The following is a 19734-nucleotide window of genomic DNA, read 5'->3' as shown; positions in this document are numbered from 1 at the left end:
TGTACGCTTAGCCAAGCGGGGCACGGAAGCACGCACCCACCCGCCCCTTCGCCCGTGTACATCCCCCGACTACCGGGTCGCCCGCACTGCGCGGGTGGCGCACCGTCGATGGGACTCGCTGGGCGACGTGCGCGGAGCGCACGGCTGCTGCGTCTGCGCATTCCATCGCCTGTTTCGTCCTGCATGGAATCGCACCGATGGCAATGCCGCTGAACCTCCCTCGTCCCTCTCTGCTGGCCCTGGCCGTGACCGCACTGATGATCGCTCCGCTGGCACACGCCGACGGCACCGCCGAATCTTCCGCGCGCACGCTGGACACCGTGAAGGTGACCGCCGATGGCGAGATCCCGAACAGCTACACGGTGAAGAACGCGCGCAGCGCGACCAGGCTGGACCTGTCGTTGCGCGAGACGCCGCAGTCGGTGACCGTGATCACCCGCCAGCGCCTGGACGACATGGGCCTGTTTTCGCTGTCGGACGTGATGGGCCAGGTGACCGGCGTCAGCGTGTCGGTCACCGACAGCGAGCGCATCAACTATGTCTCGCGCGGCTACACCATCGACAATTTCCAGATCGACGGCATGCTCAACACGTTCGGTGGCTCGGTCAAGACCAACACCGACAACGTGATCTACGAGCGCATCGAGGTGATCCGTGGCGCCACCGGCCTGACCACCGGCGCCGGCGATCCCTCCGGCACCATCAGCATGATCCGCAAGCGCCCCACCGATACCTTCCAGATGGGCGCCAACCTCACCGTGGGACGCTGGGGCAACCGCCGCCTGGAAGCCGATCTCGGTGGTCCGGTTGCCTGGGACGGCCGCATCCGTGCGCGCGTGGTCGCAGCCAAGCAGCAGAGCGATTCATTCCGTGATGTCTATTCGCTCGACAAGGATGTGTTCTACGGCATCGTGCAGGCCGACCTGAGCGACAGCACGCTGTTCGAAGTGGGCTACGAATACCAGTCGCCGCGCACCACCGGCGTGACCTGGGGCGTGGTGCCGTACTGGGGCGCCGATGGCACGCCAGCCAACCTGCCTCGCTCGACCAACCTGTCGGCCTCGTGGAGCGCCTGGCCGATCGTGGAGAAGACCAGCTTCGCGCGGCTGGAGCAGCAGCTCGGCAACGGCTGGTCGGTGAAGGGCAATATCAGCCACGCCGTGCGTGATACCGACGGCAGCGTCTGGTACGGCGCCGCCGGCAATCCGCGTGCCGATGGAACCGGCGTCACCGCCTACATCTCGCACTTCAACGAGCACAGCACGATGGACGTGTTCGACGTCAACGTCGGTGGCCCGTTCCAGCTGTTCGGTCGCGAGCATGAACTGGTGTTCGGCCTGGGCCAGTCGGTGCGCAAGGGCGAGTCGGAAGGCATGGACTTCGACTACGACGATGCCTATGCCGTGGTGCCGGACTGGCGCCACTGGACCGGCAATGTGCCGGTGCTGCCGGTGACCCGCCTGGGCAGGCTGTCTTCGCAGAATGAACTGCGCCAGCGCGCAGCCTACGTTGCCGCGCGGCTGCGCCTGGCCGACCCGCTGCTGGCGGTGGTCGGCGCGCGCTACGGCAGCTGGGAAACCCGCAGCTGGGCCTATGGCTACGATGCCAATGGCAACCGCAACCGCACCACCCGCACCGGCTACAGGCCGGACGACATGCTCACCCCGTATGCCGGCCTGGTCTACGACTTCAATTCGATCTTCAGCGGCTATGTCAGCTACACCGACATCTTCAAGCCGCAGAACTACCGCGACCGCAATGGCAACTACCTGGAGCCGGTGGTCGGCAACATGTACGAAGCAGGCGTCAAGGCCGAGTTCTTCGGCGGCCTGCTCAATGCCTCGGCCGCCGTGTTCGAGGGCAAGCAGGACAACGTTGCCGAGATCGATGATTCGGTGCCGGTGAACTCGCTGCCCGATGGCAGCCAGGCCTACCGCTCCACCGGCAAGGGCAACAAGGTCAAGGGCTGGGAGATCGAAACCCAGGGCAGCATCGGCGAGCAGTGGAACGTCTCGGCCGGTTTCGCCCACACCGTCATCCGCAACAAGGATGGCGTGCTGCAGCGGACCACCGCCCCGCAGGATACCTTCCGGCTCAACACCAGCTGGCGCCCTGGCGGTATCGACGGCCGCTTCTGGCTGGGTGGTGGCGTGACCTGGCAGAGCAGCATCTGGAACACCAGCACCAAGCCCGACCGCAGCAAGGCCAGGATCACCCAGGACGCGTTCTACCTGGTCAACCTCGCCGGCGGCTACCGCTTCAACGAGAACTTCAGCGCCCAGCTGAACATCAACAACCTGCTGGACAAGAAGTATTTCAACAACGTCGGTTTCTACAACGGCGTGTACTGGGGCGAACCACGCAATGTCACCGTGACGCTGCGCTGGAAGCTCTGACCCTGATGGATGGCACCGGTTCTGCGACCGGTGCCAGGCCAGGGATGGCCTCCTCCGGCGCACTGCGGTGCGCCGGCCTTCTTCCACTGAAACCTGCAGGAACGCCGTGGACCGCTCGCCCGCAACCGCCAGCCCCCGCACCCTCTTCTCCAACCCGCGCTGGGGCGTGCTGTCACGTTCATTGGCCGCGATCTTCGGCGGCTATGCGCTGGCCTCGGTGACCAGCGTGTTCTGCGCGGTGGCGCTGCCCGGCGCGCGCGGCCAGACCGTGCTGACCGGCATGCTGCTGGCGATCCTGGTCGCCGCCTGTGCCGCACTGTGGGCATTCGCCACCCGCAGCGCACTGCGCGCCTGGGTTGGCATCCTCGCCCCGGCCCTGCTGATGGCAGGCATTGCGCGTCTGATGGGGGCCTGGGCATGAAGAACGGATTCCGCCAATCGATGGCCTGGCTGCACACCTGGACCGGGCTGCTGGTCGGCTGGTTGCTGCTGCTGATCTTCATGGCGGGCACAGCCAGCTATTACCGCGAGGAAATCAGCCGCTGGATGCGCCCGGAGCTGCCGGCCAACAAGGTCAGCATCGATGTGGCCGCGCAGCGCGCGGTGGACTACCTGCAGGCCAATGCCAGCCAGGCCGAGAACTGGTTCGTCACGCTGCCGCAGCCGCGCAACCCGGCCATGCAGATGTTCTGGCGGTTGCCACCGGAGCTGGCCGACCCCAGCCGTGGCCGCCGCGGTGGCTTTGGCGACGCCACGCTGGACCCTAACACCGGCCAGGAATTGAAGGCACGCGAGACCCGCGGCGGCGACTTCTTCTACCGGCTGCACTTCGACCTGCACTACATCCCGGTGCTGTGGGCGCGCTACCTGGTTGGCTTCTGCGCGATGTTCATGCTGGTGGCGATCATCACCGGCGTCATCACCCACAAGAAAATCTTCAAGGACTTCTTCACCTTCCGCAAGGACAAGGGCCTGCGCTCCTGGCTGGATTTCCACAACGTCAGCGCAGTGATGGCGCTGCCGTACCACGCGATGATCACCTACACCGGCATCGTCACCCTGATGATCATGTACCTGCCTTGGGGCGTGAAGGTGGCCTATCCGCAGGACGAGGACAAATTCTTCTTCGAGGCCTTCGGCGGCATGCCGGAGGTGACGGCGCCGGCCGAAGGACGCGCCACCCCGCTGCCGATCGCACAGCTGCTGGACAGCGCACGCGCGCATTGGCACGGCGTGGAAGTGGCCGGCTTCACCGTGTCCAACCCGGGCGCGGCCAATGCGGTGATCGACATCCGCCAGCGCGACGGCAAGCGACTGTCCACCGACACCCCGGCCGTGCGCTACAACATGGTCAGCGGTGCGCTGCTGGAAGAAACACCGCCTTCCGGTGGCGCCACCGCCACCCGTGGCGTGCTGTACGGCCTGCACCTGGCCCGCTTCGCCGACTGGGGCCTGCGCGCGTTGTTCTTCCTGTCCGGCCTGGTCGGCTGCCTGATGGTGGCCAGCGGCGTGGTGCTGTGGGCGGTGAAGGAACGGCCAAAGCATGCCAAGAGTGGACGCACCGGCTTCGGCCTGCGCCTGGTCGATGCGCTGAACATCGGCACCGTGGCCGGCCTGCCGATTGCCTTCGCGGCGTACTTCTGGGGCAACCGCCTGCTGCCGCTGGACATCGCCGAGCGCTCCAGCGCCGAGGCCAACGTGTTCTTCTACGCCTGGGGCGCGGCGTTGCTGGCCGCCTTCATCTGGCCCAAGCGGATGATGTGGGCATGGCAGCTGTACCTGGGCGCGGCCGCGTTCGCGCTGGTGCCGGTGGTCAACGCGCTGACCACGCATGCTCACCTCGGCGTCACCCTGCGCAACGGTGACTGGGTGCTGGCCGGCGTTGATCTGTCGATGATTGCCTTCGGCGCGATGCTGGCGATGTGCGGCTGGCGCATGCAGCGCTGGACGCCACCGCTGAGTGCGGCCGAGAAGAAGAAACGTGCGGCCGCTGCGGCTGCACCGAAGGCATCGGTGGACGCTGCAGAAACGACCGAAGCGGAGGCCAGCGCATGATGCTGCTGGCGCTGACGCTCTCATTCTCTGCGTTCACCGCGCTGTCGCTGGCGATGGAGAAGCACCAGCACGACCTGCATGGCAAGGCCGCTGCCGCACCGGCACGGCGCACGCAATGGCGGGTGCTGGGCTGGGCGCTGCTGACGGTGACCTTCGCACTGTGCGTGGCCGACCACGGCTGGGCGATGGGCCCGGTGCTGTGGCTGGGCGCGATGACCGTGGGCGGCGTGGTGCTGTCGTTCGGGTTGTATCCGTACCGGCCGACGTGGATCGCGCCGCTGGCGATCGCGCTGCCGGTGCTGGGGCTGGTGGTGGCGTTGCTGTAACCGCCATCCACGCATGGCGTGGATCTACCGGACCCACGCTCGCCGGGCATGGCCCGGCGCTACTGTTCTGCGCGCACGTGGGTAGTGCCGGCCGCTGGCCGGCATCCCCTTTCGGCTGGAATCACCCCAACCGCTTCAGTTCCCACGCGCGGTGGATGCGCGCATTGCGCTCGAAGTCCGGGCCGATGGTGCGCGCGGTGATCTCGCGGCACTGGGCGAACTCGGCGATGGCGTTCTCTTCCAGCTTGAAGCGGCGGAAGTTGTTGGAGAAGTACAGCACGCCGCCGGGCGCCAGTCGTGCCACCGCCGCACGCAGCAGCTTCAGCTGCTCGCGCTGCACGTCGAAATCGTCGGCGCGCGCGGAGTTGGAGAACGTCGGCGGATCGCAGAAGATCACGTCGTACTGCCCACGGTCGCCTTCCAGCCAGGCCATTGCATCGGCCTGCACCAGCAGGTGCTGGTTGCCGCCCTGCCCGTTCAACGCCAGGTTGTCGTAGCACCACTGCAGATAGGTCGCCGACAGGTCGACGCTGGTGGTGCTGGCGGCACCGGCCACGGCGGCCTGCACGCTGGCCACGCCGGTGTAGCAGAACAGGTTGAGGAAACGCTTGCCACGCACCTGCTCGGCCATCATCCGGCGCAGCGGGCGGTGGTCGAGGAACAGGCCGGTATCCAGGTAATCGAACAGGTTCACCTGCAGCAGCGCGTTGTTCTCCCGCACCACGATGAACTCATCACGCTGCTCGAAGCGGCCGTACTTGCTGCCGCCCTTGCCGCGCTCGCGCGACTTCATCGAGACCTGCTCCGGCGGCACACCGAACACTTCACGCGCGGCGGCCAGCAGCTCGTTGCGACGACGGCGCACGTCGTTCTCCGGAATCGCGGCAGGTGCGGCGTATTCCTGCACATGCAGGAAAGTGCGGCGCTTGCCACCGTCTTCCTCGTAGACGTCGATGGCCGCCGCATACTCCGGCAGGTCGGCATCGTAGGCGCGGAAGCAGGTGATGTCCTCGCGGGCGCGCCAGCTCTTGAACTTCTTCAGGTTCTTGCGCAGGCGGTTGGCCACCATCTGCGCGCCTTCGCTCAGCTCGCGCGGCTGCGCCGGATCGCGACCCGGCACGGCGATCGGATCGCAGACGATCAGCGCGCATTCCAGCGCACCGTTGAACATCTGGTACTTCTTGCCGGCGCGCAGGCCGGTGGCGAAGGCCAGTTCGTCGTTGCCGCACAGCAGGCTGGCACGCCACTGCGGCACCGCCTTCTGCAGGGCATTGCCCAGTGCGCGGTACAGCGCCGGGTCGGCGGCCAGGCGCTCGTCGTAGGGCGGGTTGCAGACCACCGCGCCGATCTCCTGTTCGGGCGCAGCCAGTTCGGCCACGTCGGCACGGGTGAAGCGGATCGCGTGGGCGACGCCCGCCACTTCCGCATTCTCGCGTGCGGCCTGGATCGCGCTCGGGTCGATGTCGCTGCCGTGGATGACCGGCTTCAGCGCAGCCAGGCCGGCGGCCTCGCGTTCGCGCGCTTCGCTCTGGATCGCCTTCCAGGCGGCCTTGTCGAAGCCCAGCCAGCGGCTCGGCGGCAGGCTGCCATGGCGCATCAGGCCGGGGGCGACGTCCGCGGCCATCAGCGCGCCTTCGATCAGCAGCGTGCCGCTGCCGCACATCGGGTCCAGCAGGCCACCACCGGCGGCATGCAGGCGCGGCCACTGCGCGCGCAGCAGCAGCGCGGCGGCCAGGTTTTCCTTCAGCGGTGCCTCGTGGGCGGCACCACGCCAGCCACGGCGGTGCAGCGGGCCACCGCCGAGGTCGATCGACAGCGAGGCACGGCCCTTGCGCAGCGACAGGTTGACGCGCACGTCCGGCAGGTCGGTGTTGACCGACGGGCGCTCCAGGCCTTCATCGCGCATGCGGTCGACGATGGCGTCCTTGATCCGCTGTGCGGCGAAGCGCGCGTGGGTGATCTTGTCGCCGGACACGTGCGCGTCCACCGCCAGGGTCATCTCCGGCTTGATGTGCTCGTGCCACGGCAGCGCACGCACGCCGTCGTACAGGGCCTGTTCGTCCGGGCACTCGAATTCGTCGATCGGCCACAGCACGCGGCTGGCCAGGCGCGACCACATCACGATCCGCAGCGCCTGCTCCAGTTCGCCCTCGGCATTGACGCCGGCAATGGTGGCAGTGGCCTTGCCAAGGCCCAGGGCCGACAGTTCATCGGCAAGCAGGTATTCCAGGCCCTTGGCACAGGAGACGAAGAATTTCACGGGATCGGTTCGCAGGTGGTCGGGCGCGGCACAAGGGCCGGGCCGGTCGGAAAGGAGGGCCGCAAGCACGGCCAGCAGGCCCGCGCCGGGAGCGGCGGGGCTGCCATTGTAGTCAAAGCGGGCGGGCGCGCCGTGCGCCCGGGCTTCACAGTTGCCGCAGCAGGCGCTCGAAGGCCTGCGCGGAGGCCTCCACATGGTGTTCCAGGCGGTGGCCGTCATCGACCAGAAGCAGCTGCGCTGCGCGCGCCTGCGCCCAGGCGATGACCCCGGCGGCCGGGACCACATCGTCGTGCCAGGCCTGCACCACCATGGTCGGCACCGCGGCGGCATCCAGCGCCGGCATCGGGCCCATGGTGGTCGGCGGCACCATCAGGAACAGGCCGGCCACCGGCACCTGCAGCGAGGCGATGGCGGAGATGTAGGCGCCCAGGCTGGAGCCGGCCAGCACCACCGGACCCTGCCGGGCGGCGATGGCGGCGCGCTCGACCAGGCGGCGCAGGCGGGTCGGCACGTCGCCTACCCGGCTGACCTCGCTCATGGCGTCCAGGTCGGTGTAGTCGGGGCGCTCGTGGGTCCAGCCCAGGCGCTGTGCCACCTCGGCGAGCGCGGTGACCTTGGTCGCTTCCGGGCCGCTCTCGAAGCCGTGGGACAGGATGCAGTGGCCGCGGCTCACGCGCAGGCTCCGTGCGCGCGGATCGACAAGGAAAGGGAAGGCAGGTTCATGCCGCAATGCTAGCATCGCCGGATGCCCAACCCGCTCCTGCCCGGCCTGCAGCTGCAGCCCCTGCCCTACGAAGACCGCCTGCCGCTGCGCGACCCGGCCACGCTGGAGACGGTGGTGATCCACTGCACCGAGCTGCCCGATCTGGCGATGGCCCGCGAGTACGGCGAGCGCGTGCTGTACGACAGTGGCGCCGGCAACAGCGGGCATTTCTACATCGACCGCGATGGCCGAGTGGTGCAGTACGTGGCGCCGGAACGGGTGGCCCACCACGTACGCGGCATGAACGCGCATACGCTGGGCATCGAGCTGGTCAACACCGGGCGCTACCCGCACTGGTTCGACAGCCGTCACCAGGCGATGGACGAGGCCTACACCGAGGCGCAGCTGTTGGCCCTGGAGGCGCTGCTGCTGGCGCTGGTGGCGCGCTATCCGTCGCTGCGGCGGATTGCCGGGCATGACCAGCTGGATCGGGAGCAGGTGCCGGCCAGTGATGATCCGGCGCTGACGGTGGCGCGCAAGCGTGATCCGGGGCCGCTGTTCCCGTGGGCGCGGGTGCTGGCGAGGGTGCCACTGCAGCCGGTTGGGTAAGCGGCAGGGCTGCGCCCTGCACCTGCAGAAGCAACGGCCGAAGCAAGGGCAACAGCAGCATTCCGTGGGATGGCGGGGTGGGTCCGGTTGCGAGGGACGCCGTAAACCCATCCCTGGGGGCTTGGCCGCGGCATCCATGCCGCGGACACCCTCGCAACCGGCCCCACCCCGCCTTCGACAGATCTCCGCCGCTGTTGGTAGGTGTCGACCTTGGTCGACACGGTCCATCCACGCCATGCGTGGATGGACGTTGAAGCGATCGGAACGGGCTTTTGTAGCTCGACTGCCCTTTTGCGTGGAAATCGAGACGATAGAGTCAGGCGCCGGTGGCGACCGGGCGGCTGCTGTCGCTGACCCAGCCGCTCCAGGAGTCGGCATAGATGCGCGCACCGCTCAGTCCTGCGCTTTCCATCGCCAGCAGCAGGTGGCAGGCGGTCACGCCGGAGCCACACATCAGCACCACCTGCTGCGGATCGCGGTTGCCGATCACGCCCTGCAGTTCGGCGCGCAGTTCCTGTGCGTCGCGCAGGCGGCCGTCCAGTACGTTCAAGGCGAACGGACGGTTGACCGCGCCCGGCACGTGGCCGGCAACCGGGTCGAGGGGCTCCACTTCGCCGCGGAAACGTTCGCCCGCGCGTGCGTCGACCAACCAGCCCGGTGCATGTTTCAGGCGCGCGGTGATTTCATCGGCGTTGGCGATCTGGGTGGTGTCGAAACGGCCCGGGTAGGCAGGCAGCACCGCCACGTCACTCTGGTCGCTTTCCAGCGCGTGCCCGGCGGTCTGCCAGGCGGCGATACCGCCGTCGAGCACGGCCACCTTGTGGTGACCAATCAGGCGCAGCAGCCACCACAGGCGCGAGGCGGCCATGCTGCCGTCGCTGCCATCGTAGACCACCACCTGGGTGTCGGGGCCGATGCCCCACTGCCCCAGCTTTGCGGCAAAGGCATCGCTGTCCGGCAGTGGATGGCGTCCGTGGCCGACGCACGACAGATCGGACAGGTCACGATTCAGATCGGCATACACCGCACCCGGGATATGACCTGCCAGATACTGGCCACTTCCCGCCTGCGGGTCGGCCAGCGAGGAACGCACATCGACCACCCGCACCGCAGTGCTGGCGGTGGCGCGTGCATCGACCACGCGGATGCCCTCGCCCAACGCGGCAGCCAGGGTGGCGACATCGACCAAGGTGGTCCACGGCGGATCGATCGGGTTCATTGCACTTGCTCCAGGCGGCGACGCAGGTTGTAGAGAATGGCCGCGGTCGCTCCCCAGATGCGCTGGCCGGGCCAGCCGTATTCGAGAACGTGGCGGATGCGGCCGCGATGGTTGATTTCGACCTGGCGCAGGTTGTCCGCCGCCATCAGGTAGTCCAGCGGCACCTCGAACACCTCGGCCACTTCGCTGGGCTGCGGTACCGGCACGAAGTCCGGATCGACCACCGCCACCACCGGAGTGACCCGGTAGCCGGTGATCGTCACGAAGGGATCCAGGTAGCCCAGCGCCTGCACCTGGCCGGGGGCCAGTGCGATTTCTTCCTGGCTCTCGCGCAATGCCGCCGCCAGTGCGTCGCGGTCGTCGGGCTCGGTGCGTCCGCCGGGGAATCCGACCTGGCCACCGTGCGTGCGCAGGGTTTCGGTGCGACGGGTGAGGATCACCTGCGCGCCATTGGCACGCGGCACGATGCCGGCCAGCACCGCCGCTTCCACCGGCGGCCCCGGAGGCAACAGGTCGATCAGTTCGCTGCGGTTCCAGCCATCACCGGCCGGCGGTTCGGCCAGCGGGTGCAGCGCGCGCATCAGCCGTTCGTGGTCGGCCAGCGAACCGCGCAGTGACTGCTGCAGCTGTTGGCGCAATGGCTGCACGCGATGCAGGATGCGGTTGCGTTCGTCATTGCTCATCGACGACCACCGCGCGATTTCGTCGATGTGCCGCCCGCACCCGCTGCACTGCCGGTGCGGATCCAGCATGCACACTCCGATGCAGGGACTTGCGACAACACGCGCCGTTTCTTCCATTGTTTGCACCCGCCAACAGTAGCGCGAATGGGCGGGATTTGCGCGGGTGGCCCGGCCGGACGGTAGAGTCGACTGTTAGTCGACTGCTCTTCCATCTTATTGCGGGGAACCCCGCGCTGCGCGCGATAGTCGACCAACGGTCGACTCTACCGTCAGGGACTGCGCAAACAAAAACGCGCCGGTGGGATCACCGGCGCGTTTGGTTTGCTGCTTCGATTTACTTGACGCTGACCAGCTTGATCTCGAACTGCACAGCCACGTTCGGCGGGAACGGGGTGCGCGGGTCGGCACCGTAGGCCTGGTCCGGCGGCAGGGTGACTTCCCACTTCGAGCCTGCCGGCATCTGCAGCAGGGTCTCGCGCATGGCCTTCATTTCGACTTCGCTGACCTTGATCGACGGGATCTGCTGGGCCGGGCGGGCTTCGGTCGGGCGCTGGCCGTACGGGAACGGACCGGCCACTTCCAGCTGCACGGTGCTGGCCTGGGTCGGCTTGGCACCCTTGCCGGCTTCGATCACGCGGTACTGGACGCCGCTCGGCAGCGACTGCACGCCGGCCTTGGCCTTGTTCGCCGCGATGAACTGATCGCTCTTGGTCTTGTTTTCGGCAGCAGCCTTTTCGTACTCGGCCTTGGCAGCCTGGGCACGGCCCTGCTCGCGCTTCTGGAACGCTTCAACGGCCGGCTTCAGCTGCTCGGCGGTGATCGCCGGCTGCTTCTTGGCGTAGGCATCCTGCAGGCCCTTCACCACCGAGTTGATGTCCAGCTGCTCACCACGACCGGTCAGCTCCGCCAGGTTGTTGCCGTAGTCGTAACCGAAGTAGTAGCTCAGCTTGCCCTTTTCGGACGAAACGTCCTGGGCGAAGGCATTGCCCGTCAGGGCCAGGGCCGCGACGGCGACCGCGATAGAACGCAACTTCATCAAACAGTTCTCCAGGGGTGGTAACTCAGGGACGTTCTGCGCCGCCCTGAGGCGACGGGTTAGGATAACGGGCGCAACGTGTAACCGCTACTCACGATGCAGGCTATGACCCGTCTGCGTTCGCGGAGTTCAATATCACTTTTTTTTAACGTTCCAGGAGTTTCCCCGTGGCCGATGCCCTGATCGCTGTCACCGACGACGGCGCCATCCGCACCGTGACCGTCCAGCGCCCGGACAAGCTCAACGCCCTCAATGCCGCGACCCTGCAGGCCCTGGCCGAGGCCTTCAGTGCTGCCGCCGCAGACCCGGAGGTGCGCGTGGTAGTGCTGACCGGTGCTGGCCCGAAGGCGTTCGTGGCCGGCGCCGACATTGCCGAGATGAACACACTCAGCGCGGTTCAGGGACGTGATTTCTCGCTGCTGGGCCAGGCCCTGATGCGCCAGATCGAGCGCATGCCCAAGCCGGTCATCGCCCGCGTGAACGGTTTCGCGCTGGGCGGCGGTCTGGAACTGGCCATGGCCTGCCACCTGCGCATCGCTGCCGATACCGCCAAAGTCGGCCAACCGGAAATCAATCTCGGCCTGATTCCCGGCTTCGGCGGCAGCCAGCGCCTGCTGCGCCTGTGCGGCCGTGCCGCCACCCTGGAGCTCTGCCTGCTGGGTGCGCCGATCAACGCCGCACGCGCGCTGGAACTGGGGATCGTCAACGAAGTGGTGCCGGCCGACGCGCTGGACAATCGCGTGAATGACGTCGCCCGCCAGCTGGCGCGCTCGGCGCCGCTGGCCCTGCGCGGCCTGCTGGACGCGGTGCACGTGGGTGGCGAATGCAGCCTGGAAGCCGGGCTGGAATACGAAAGCGCGCAGTTCGGCCTGCTGTTCGCCACCGAGGACATGCGCGAGGGAACCGGCGCCTTCCTGCAGCGCCGCCCGCCGGCCTTCCAGAACCGCTGACGCCATGGCATCCCGACCCAACCCCGCGCAGCTGTTCGCCCGGGTCCAGGCAGACGATCTCGATGGCGCCCTGCAGGCCGGGCTGATGGACTATGTCGCCCGCGCCGACGACGCGCAGTTGCTGCCCGGCCACCCGGAACTCCCGCAGCGGTTGCAGCAGGCCCAGCAGCAGCTTCAGGCCGCCTGGGCGGCACGCGAACGCTATCGCGCCCGCGCGGTACGGCTGGCGCGCCGCGAAGCCGAACGCGACGCACGGCGCACCCCGGCCCCTGCGCCGGACGTGAAGCCCGCCCTGCCCGCCGCAGCGGCCGCCATCCTCGCCCGGGCCAAGGCCCGCGCCAGCGGCAAGGAGCAGTAATGGCCACCACGAAGAAGACTGCACGCGCTCCGGCGCGGCGTGGCGGCACGATGCCGCGCGCCGACGTGGTGGAGATGTTCACCCGCCTGCGCGAACTCAACCCGCACCCGAAGACCGAACTGGAATACAGCTCGCCGTTCGAGCTGCTGGTGGCGGTGGCGTTGTCGGCGCAGGCCACCGACGTCGGCGTCAACAAGGCCACGCGCCGCCTGTTCCCGGTGGCCAATACGCCGGCGAAGATCCTCGCGCTTGGCGAAGAAGGACTGAAGCAGTACATCGCCACCATCGGCCTGTTCAACGCCAAGGCCAAGAACGTGATCGCCACCTGCGCGATCCTGCTGGAAAAGCATGGCGGTGAAGTGCCGCGCGATCGCGATGCGCTGGAAGCGCTGCCGGGCGTGGGCCGCAAGACCGCCAACGTGGTGCTCAACACGGCGTTCGGCGAGCCGGTGATGGCGGTCGACACGCATATCTTCCGCGTCTCCAACCGCACCGGACTGGCCCCGGGAAAAAACGTGCGCGAAGTGGAAGACAAGCTGGTGAAGGTGATCCCCGCCGAGTTCCTGCTCGACGCGCATCACTGGCTGATCCTGCACGGGCGTTATGTGTGCAAGGCGCGCAAGCCGGATTGCCCGGGCTGCGTGATCGCCGATCTGTGCCGGTTCAAGGAAAAGACCACGGCCGAGGCGTGACGCAGTCTCTGTTGTGACCAGACGAAGACGGCGGGCACAAGGCCCGCCGTCTGTGTTTCAGGACAAGCGTGCTTCAGGAGATCAGAACGACAGGTCGCCCCAGACGCCGAATTCCTTGGTCTTGTCGTTCTTCTTGTCACCGGCGTTGGCCAGGTGGGTGTACTTGTACACGGTCGACAGCTTGAGATTCTTCATGACCGGGAACTCGACGCCGACGTTCCAGTACTTGTCGCTCAGGGTCGGGTCCAGGGTCTTGCTGACGTCGGTGTCATCGTAACGACCGAACACGTTGATGCCGCCGTCGGTCACGCGCACGCTGCCCCACACCGACCAGCCGCTGGACTTGTCGGTGGCAACGGTCATCACGTTGTTGAGGTTCTTGGCCTGGAAGTACTCACCACCGACGCGGAAATTGCTGTCGGCGTAGGCCACCATCGCGTTGGCGCGGGTGTAGGTGTTCTCGGAACTCTGGATGTCGGTTTCCTTGCCCAGCTTGCCGCTGTAGCCACCGACGGCAACCACGAAGTTCTCGTTCGGGGTGTAGGCCACGCGGCCTTCCACGTCCATGCCCTTGCTGCGGGTCGGGTTCTTGTAGCCGGCGCCGGACACGACCGAGACGGCGTAGTTGAAGTTGTTGCCCAGGTTGCCGAAGCCATGCAGGCCCCAGTCGGACGAGTTGCCGTACTTCAGGCGGTCGGTCAGGGTGTTCTCGACATAACGCATGCCGTAGAACTTCTCGACGTACGGAATCCACGGCATGTCGGCGGCACCGACGCGCAGGTTGAAGGCCGGGTCGAAGCTGCCCTGCACGTAGGCCTTCTTGACGAACAGTTCGGTGTTGCCGATGGCCGAGCTGTACTGGAAGTCGGTGGTCAGGTTGGCCGACCAGATGTCGTTGAACTTGTGGTCGACGGTCAGGTAGAAGCGCTTGACGTCCAGGCCGGTGCCGCTGGCGGCGGTGTCCTTGCCGTTGCTGGTCTTGTCGATGTTGGTCAGGTCGAAGAACATGCGACCGCCGATCTTGTTGTCATTGACCAGCTTGGCCAGCTTGTCGACGCTGGTCTGGGTCTTCTGTGCACCTTCCAGCGCCTGCGCCTGGGTGATGTTCACTTCGGACTGCGCGTCGGACTGCGCCTGCAGCGCCTGCGAATCGTTCTGCAACTGCTGGACCTGGGCCTGCAGCGCGGCGATCTCTGCCTGCAGCTGCTGCAGCTGTGCCTGGGATACGCCCGAGCTGGCAGGGGCTGCGAAGGCGTCGGCGGAAACCAGACCGAGGCTTGCAACGACCGCGGCGGCGAGCAAATGGGAACGCATTTTGGATCTCTCCAGAGGGTTGGAATGGCTTGGGCAGAACGCCACGCCGGCAGGCCGGTCAAGCGTTTTGCGAACGTTCCGTTAAAACCATGACAGTCGAATGACAAACTGCGCACCAAACACAGGTTTCTTCGTGCGGTCATGCGGACGACGCATTTGCGCCGGCATCTGTGTCGAGGCCTTGCGGCACATGGCGTGATGTATCCGCTTCAACGCGCAACGCGACCCCATGCATCCCTGTGCGGGACATGACATCGCTGCCGGATGCCCATTCCCGGGATGCGTGCGCGTCAGCGCGGAGGCGCCGTCAACGACATATGGAGGTTGGCGACGCGCCACCCCGCCGCCCTTCGACCGCGCGCGAAACCTTCACGGACAACCCTGCAGCGACAGCAGCCAGCGCTGTAACGGTTGCGTCATACAACGGTCCCTGCGCTGTCATCGAACCGTTATGGAATGTGCGCCGGGCGGGTAACCCCGCATCCCAATCAACCCAGGAGCCACCCCGTGATCCACGCCTTCAAGTCGCGCGTTGCCGTTGCCGTCTTCGCAGCGTCGTCCGTGTTCGCCGCCAACGCCGCTGAAATCACCGGCGCGGGCGCCTCGTTCATCTACCCGGTGATGTCGAAGTGGTCGGCCGACTACAACGCCGCCACCAGCAACAAGGTCAACTACCAGTCGATCGGCTCCGGCGGTGGTATCGCCCAGATCAAGGCCAAGACCGTTGATTTCGGTTCCTCCGACGCCCCGCTGAAGCCGGAAGAACTGGCCGCTTCGGGCCTGGCGCAGTTCCCGTCGGTGATCGGCGGCGTGGTGCCGGTGGTCAACGTGGCCGGCATCGCCCCGGGCGCGCTGAAGCTGGACGGCACCGTGCTGGCCAACATCTTCCTGGGCAAGATCAAGACCTGGAATGATCCGGCCATCGCCGCGCTGAACCCGGGCGTGGCCCTGCCGAGCGCCAAGATCACCGTCGTGCACCGTTCGGATGGTTCGGGCACCACCTTCAACTTCGTCAACTACCTGTCCAAGGTCAGCCCGGAGTGGAAGAGCTCGGTCGGCGAAGGTACCTCGGTCCAGTGGCCGGCCGGCATCGGCGGCAAGGGCAACGAAGGCGTTGCCGCTTACGTGAAGCAGATCAAGGGCGGCATCGGCTACGTCGAACTGTCCTACGCGCTGCAGAACAAGCTGTCGTACACCGCGATGAAGAATGCCGCCGGCAAGTTCGTGCAGCCGAGCGATGCGTCGTTCGCCGCGGCCGCCGCCAGCGCCGACTGGGCCAGCGCCAAGGACTTCTACCTGGTGATGACCAACGCCCCGGGCGCCGAGTCCTGGCCGATCACCGCCACCAACTTCATCCTGGTGCACAAGAAGCCGAAGAATGCTGCCAACGGCAAGGCCACCCAGGAGTTCTTCCGCTGGGTCTACAAGAGCGGCGACGCCCAGGCCCGCCAGCTGGACTACGTGCCGCTGCCGGACAGCCTGGTCCGCCAGATCGAGACCTACTGGTCGCAGAACCTGAAGTAAGCGTTCCCCCGCAGGAACGGGGTCGGCGGGTCCTCTCTCCCCCGCCGATCCCACCCGGGCGCGAGATCCTCGAGATCTCGCGCTCTTCTTGTTTTCTGGGGGTTGGTCGTGAAGAGCGTTGCGCCTGCGCTGATCCATGGGGGAGTCGGTGGGCCAGGGCGTGCAGGACACGCCGTAAACCCGTCCCTGGGGGCTCGGCCACGGCATCCATGCCGTGGACGGTCCTGCACGCCCTGGCCCACCGACTCTCGACAGTTCATTGGGGGGCGCGGTGGGGTCATGGAAGGCAGGAGCAAAGGCAGGAGCGCGTGTAGAGCCGAGCCCACGCTCGGCTGGGGGCTGGAGCGTGCGGACCAACGGTCCGCACCTGCCGAGGACAGGGAGCAGTCGAGCATGGCTCGACTCTACCCAGCGCCCCGGCCGTCATACCGGTGCGCAGATCCGGGGTCTCCGGGCCCCTGCCAGGGGGCGGCCAACCCTGTGAAACCCTTGTCGTAACGTGATCCAGGACACCTCTGTCATGGTCGTAATACGGCTGTAACAAAAACATCATTTCATAGCCGCATCCGCCGACGACGTCGGCTCTTCCCCGCTATGGAGTGACCATGAAACTGCACTCGGCCGGCCTTGCCGCCCTTTCCCTGGCCATCGCCCTGGGCCTGTCGGCCTGCGGTGGCGACAAGCAGGCCGCGCAGCAGCCGGCTGCCGACGGTGCCGCCGCTCCGGCCGCCGCCGGTGCCAAGGTGACCGCCGAAGTGTCCGGCGCGGGCGCGTCCTTCATCTTCCCGCTGGTCTCCAAGTGGTCGGCTGACTACAACGCCAGCACCGGCGCCAAGATCAACTACCAGTCGATCGGTTCCGGCGGCGGCATCGCCCAGATCAAGGCTGGCACCGTCGACTTCGGTTCCTCCGACAAGCCGCTGAGCAGCGAAGAGCTGGCCCAGGCCGGCCTGGCCCAGTTCCCCTCCGCCATCGGCGGCGTGGTGCCGGTGGTCAACATCGAAGGCCTGGAAGGCGGCAAGCTGCGCCTGAGCGGCGCCCTGCTGGCCGACATCTTCCTGGGCAAGGTCAAGACCTGGAACGACCCGGCCATCGTCGCCGCCAACCCGGGCGTGAAGCTGCCGGACGGCAAGATCACCCTGGTCCACCGTTCGGACGGTTCGGGCACCACCTTCAACTTCTCCAACTACTTGTCCAAGGTCAGCCCGGAGTGGAAGAGCAAGGTCGGCGAAGGCACCTCGGTGCAGTGGCCCGACGGCGTCGGTGGCAAGGGCAATGAAGGCGTCGCTTCGTACGTGAAGCAGATCAAGGGTTCGATCGGCTACGTCGAACTGGCCTACGCGCTGCAGAACGGCATGCCGTACACCGCCATGCAGAACGCGGCCGGCAACTGGGTCGAGCCGAGCGCGGAGACCTTCGCCGCTGCGGCCGCCAGCGCCGACTGGGCCAGCGCCAAGGACTTCAACCTGGTCATCACCAATGCCCCGGGCGAGCAGGCGTGGCCGATCACCGCCACCAACTTCATGCTGATGCAGAAGCAGCCGAAGGACGCCAAGCGCAACCAGGACACCCTGGCCTTCTTCAAGTGGGCCTTCGAGAACGGCCAGGCCCAGGCCAACGAGCTGCACTACGTGCCGCTGCCGGCCGAACTGGTCAAGCAGATCGAGGCCTACTGGGCGTCCGACCTGAAGTGATGGACACGACGGTGCCCGCCCCGCGCGGGCACCGCCGCTTCCACGCCGTGCCGCCCCGCCCCTTCCTGGCCCTGCCGTCCCCATGAATGCCATCGCCCAGCCTGTAGCCGCCCCGTCCACGCGTGATGCGCGTGATGCCCGCAACGACAAACTGTTCCGATGGGTGCTGGTCGGCACCGTCATCTTCGTCCTGATCGCCCTGGCCTGCGCCGCGCTGTCGATGCTGTGGGGCGGCCGCCATGCCCTGCAGATGCAGGGCCTGAGCTTCTTCTTCTCCGCCGACTGGAATCCGGTCGAAAACAAGTTCGGCGCCCTCGCCCCGATCTACGGCACCCTGGTCACCGCGCTGATCGCGATGGTCATCGCCGTGCCGGTCAGCTTCGGCATCGCCTTCTTCCTCACCGAAGTCGCCCCGCGCTGGCTGCGTGGCCCGGTCGGTACCGCCATCGAACTGCTGGCCGGCATTCCCTCGATCATCTACGGCATGTGGGGCCTGTTCGTGCTGGTGCCGGTGATGACCGAGTACGTCACCCCGTTCCTCAACGAAACCCTGGGCGAATGGCCGATCATCGGCCCGATGTTCCAGGGCCCGCCGCTCGGCATCGGCATGCTCACCGCCGGTTTCGTGCTGGCCATCATGGTCATTCCGTTCATCTCCTCGGTGATGCGCGAAGTGTTCCTGACCGTGCCGACCCGCCTGAAGGAATCGGCCTATGCGCTGGGTTCCACCAAGTGGGAAGTGAGCTGGGACATCGTGCTGCCCTACACCCGCTCGGCGGTGATCGGCGGCATCTTCCTCGGCCTCGGCCGCGCCCTGGGCGAGACGATGGCGGTCGCCTTCGTGATCGGCAACAGCGTGCGCCTGTCGCCGTCGCTGCTGGAACCGGGCACCACCATCGCCGCGCTGATCGCCAACGATTTCGGCGAAGCCACTGAAACCTATCGCTCGGCCCTGCTGCTGCTCGGCTTCGTCCTGTTCATCGTCACCTTCGTGGTGCTGGCCATCGCCCGCCTGATGCTGATGCGCCTGTCCCGCAAGGAGGGCAACTGATGTCCACCACCGCTGATTCGTTGTACCTGCGCCGTCGCATCGGCAATGTCGTTGCGATCACCGCCTCCTGCGCCACCGCGCTGTTCGGCCTGTTCTTCCTGGGCTGGATCCTGTTCACCCTGGCCTCGAAGGGCCTGGCCGGCATCAACTGGGATCTTTTCACCAAGATGACGCCGCCGCCGATGCAGGAAGGCGGCCTGGCCAACGCCTTCTTCGGCAGCGCGGTGATGTGCGCGCTGGCGATCGGCATCGGCACCCCGCTGGGCGTGCTGGCCGGCACCTGGCTGGCGGAGTACGGCAACGCCCGCAAGGCCGGCACCGTGGTCCGCTTCGTCAACGACATCCTGCTGTCTGCACCGTCGATCGTGCTGGGCCTGTTCGTCTACACCCTGTACGTGATGCAGACCGGCGGCAACTTCTCGGCATTCGCCGGTGCCCTGTCGCTGGCCTTCATCGTGCTGCCGGTGGTGGTGCGCACCACCGACGAGATGCTGCGCCTGGTGCCCTCGCAGATGCGCGAAGCGGCGCTGTCGCTGGGCATCCCGCAGTGGAAGGTGATCGTGCAGGTGCTGTACCGCAGTGCATCGGCCGGCATCATCACCGGCATCCTGCTGGCGCTGGCCCGCATCTCCGGCGAGACCGCACCGCTGCTGTTCACCGCCTTCGGCAACCAGTACTGGAACAACAACATCTTCCAACCGATGGCCTCGGTGCCGGTGGTGATGAACCAGTTCGCCGGCAGCCCGTATGAATCCTGGCAGGTTCTGGCCTGGGCCGGTGCCCTGGTGCTGACTGTCTTCGTGTTGCTGGTCAGCCTTGCCGCCCGCGGCATCCTGCTGCGCAACCGTATCTCCCATGACTGAC

Annotated in this window: 18 protein-coding genes; 12 read left to right on the top strand and 6 right to left on the bottom strand. The window is 66.9% G+C overall.

The genetic code is table 11. The features are described from left to right. The first annotated feature begins 197 nt into the window (after nucleotides 1-197). The 4 genes from QP552_RS06955 (at nucleotide 198) to QP552_RS06940 (ending at nucleotide 4777) form a co-directional block, all read left to right on the top strand. Nucleotides 198-2396, top strand: a complete 2199-nt coding sequence (locus tag QP552_RS06955) for a TonB-dependent siderophore receptor (RefSeq protein WP_106550338.1) — start codon at nucleotides 198-200, stop codon at nucleotides 2394-2396. 106 nt (nucleotides 2397-2502) lie between these two features. Then, on the top strand, nucleotides 2503-2817 hold the full coding sequence (locus QP552_RS06950) for a DUF3649 domain-containing protein (protein WP_106550337.1): 315 nt from the start codon (nucleotides 2503-2505) through the stop codon (nucleotides 2815-2817). Continuing rightward, complete coding sequence (locus QP552_RS06945; protein ID WP_106550336.1) at nucleotides 2814-4451, top strand: PepSY-associated TM helix domain-containing protein; 1638 nt, start codon at nucleotides 2814-2816, stop codon at nucleotides 4449-4451. The genes QP552_RS06950 and QP552_RS06945 overlap by 4 nt, the downstream gene beginning before the upstream one ends. Beyond that, on the top strand, nucleotides 4448-4777 hold the full coding sequence (locus QP552_RS06940; RefSeq protein WP_106550335.1) for a DUF3325 domain-containing protein: 330 nt from the start codon (nucleotides 4448-4450) through the stop codon (nucleotides 4775-4777). The genes QP552_RS06945 and QP552_RS06940 overlap by 4 nt, the downstream gene beginning before the upstream one ends. Before the next feature lie 121 nt (nucleotides 4778-4898). Here the strand turns inward: QP552_RS06940 and rlmKL are convergent, their stop codons facing one another. Next, nucleotides 4899-7037: a bifunctional 23S rRNA (guanine(2069)-N(7))-methyltransferase RlmK/23S rRNA (guanine(2445)-N(2))-methyltransferase RlmL gene (gene rlmKL, locus QP552_RS06935; protein WP_286075408.1), complete on the bottom strand. Its 2139-nt coding sequence runs from the start codon at nucleotides 7035-7037 to the stop codon at nucleotides 4899-4901. 145 nt (nucleotides 7038-7182) lie between these two features. Beyond that, nucleotides 7183-7710 carry a hypothetical protein gene (locus QP552_RS06930; RefSeq protein WP_286075407.1) on the bottom strand — a complete coding sequence of 176 codons (528 nt, stop codon included), beginning with the start codon at nucleotides 7708-7710 and terminating at the stop codon, nucleotides 7183-7185. Between the two features lie 72 nt (nucleotides 7711-7782). Here QP552_RS06930 and QP552_RS06925 point away from each other — a divergent pair, with 72 nt between their 5' ends. Continuing rightward, the gene (locus QP552_RS06925) at nucleotides 7783-8349 is read left to right on the top strand and encodes an N-acetylmuramoyl-L-alanine amidase (RefSeq protein WP_286075406.1); all 567 of its coding nucleotides are present in this window, start codon (nucleotides 7783-7785) and stop codon (nucleotides 8347-8349) included. A 316-nt stretch (nucleotides 8350-8665) separates the two neighbouring features. On the opposite strand, the gene QP552_RS06920 is transcribed toward QP552_RS06925, so the two are convergent. The 3 genes from QP552_RS06920 to QP552_RS06910 form a co-directional block, all read right to left on the bottom strand. Next, nucleotides 8666-9568: a sulfurtransferase gene (locus QP552_RS06920; protein WP_286075404.1), complete on the bottom strand. Its 903-nt coding sequence runs from the start codon at nucleotides 9566-9568 to the stop codon at nucleotides 8666-8668. Next, nucleotides 9565-10368, bottom strand: coding sequence for a CoA pyrophosphatase (locus tag QP552_RS06915; RefSeq protein ID WP_286075402.1), 804 nt, complete (start codon nucleotides 10366-10368; stop codon nucleotides 9565-9567). Before QP552_RS06915 ends, QP552_RS06920 begins: the two co-directional genes overlap by 4 nt. Nucleotides 10369-10585: 217 nt before the next feature. Then, the gene (locus tag QP552_RS06910) at nucleotides 10586-11287 is read right to left on the bottom strand and encodes an FKBP-type peptidyl-prolyl cis-trans isomerase N-terminal domain-containing protein (RefSeq protein WP_005408797.1); all 702 of its coding nucleotides are present in this window, start codon (nucleotides 11285-11287) and stop codon (nucleotides 10586-10588) included. 167 nt (nucleotides 11288-11454) lie between these two features. Between QP552_RS06910 and QP552_RS06905 the strand changes: the two genes are divergently transcribed. The 3 genes from QP552_RS06905 to nth are packed head-to-tail and all read left to right on the top strand — an operon-like array spanning nucleotide 11455 to nucleotide 13287. After that, nucleotides 11455-12237 (top strand): enoyl-CoA hydratase-related protein, encoded by a 783-nt coding sequence (locus QP552_RS06905; protein WP_106550329.1) that lies wholly within the window; start codon nucleotides 11455-11457, stop codon nucleotides 12235-12237. 4 nt (nucleotides 12238-12241) lie between these two features. Then, the gene (locus QP552_RS06900) at nucleotides 12242-12595 is read left to right on the top strand and encodes a hypothetical protein (protein WP_005408795.1); all 354 of its coding nucleotides are present in this window, start codon (nucleotides 12242-12244) and stop codon (nucleotides 12593-12595) included. Further along, nucleotides 12595-13287: an endonuclease III gene (gene nth, locus QP552_RS06895; RefSeq protein ID WP_106550328.1), complete on the top strand. Its 693-nt coding sequence runs from the start codon at nucleotides 12595-12597 to the stop codon at nucleotides 13285-13287. The genes QP552_RS06900 and nth overlap by 1 nt, the downstream gene beginning before the upstream one ends. Nucleotides 13288-13368: 81 nt before the next feature. On the opposite strand, the gene QP552_RS06890 is transcribed toward nth, so the two are convergent. Next, on the bottom strand, nucleotides 13369-14601 hold the full coding sequence (locus QP552_RS06890) for a porin (protein ID WP_286075400.1): 1233 nt from the start codon (nucleotides 14599-14601) through the stop codon (nucleotides 13369-13371). Between the two features lie 507 nt (nucleotides 14602-15108). Here QP552_RS06890 and pstS (QP552_RS06885) point away from each other — a divergent pair. The 4 genes from pstS (QP552_RS06885) (at nucleotide 15109) to pstA (ending at nucleotide 19733) form a co-directional block, all read left to right on the top strand. After that, the gene (gene pstS, locus QP552_RS06885) at nucleotides 15109-16125 is read left to right on the top strand and encodes a phosphate ABC transporter substrate-binding protein PstS (RefSeq protein ID WP_049431219.1); all 1017 of its coding nucleotides are present in this window, start codon (nucleotides 15109-15111) and stop codon (nucleotides 16123-16125) included. Nucleotides 16126-16730: 605 nt separating this feature from the next. Continuing rightward, a complete protein-coding gene (gene pstS, locus QP552_RS06880; RefSeq protein WP_197595751.1) occupies nucleotides 16731-17819 on the top strand; it encodes a phosphate ABC transporter substrate-binding protein PstS in 1089 nt (362 codons plus the stop codon). A gap of 82 nt (nucleotides 17820-17901) precedes the next feature. After that, nucleotides 17902-18870: a phosphate ABC transporter permease subunit PstC gene (gene pstC, locus QP552_RS06875; protein WP_008267250.1), complete on the top strand. Its 969-nt coding sequence runs from the start codon at nucleotides 17902-17904 to the stop codon at nucleotides 18868-18870. Then, on the top strand, nucleotides 18870-19733 hold the full coding sequence (gene pstA / locus QP552_RS06870) for a phosphate ABC transporter permease PstA (protein WP_032127902.1): 864 nt from the start codon (nucleotides 18870-18872) through the stop codon (nucleotides 19731-19733). Before pstC ends, pstA begins: the two co-directional genes overlap by 1 nt. Nucleotide 19734: the final 1 nt, after the last annotated feature.

The organism is Stenotrophomonas sp. 59 (assembly GCF_030291095.1).
Lineage (GTDB): Bacteria > Pseudomonadota > Gammaproteobacteria > Xanthomonadales > Xanthomonadaceae > Stenotrophomonas > Stenotrophomonas maltophilia_Q.
This window is presented reverse-complemented; position numbering and strand designations above follow the sequence as displayed.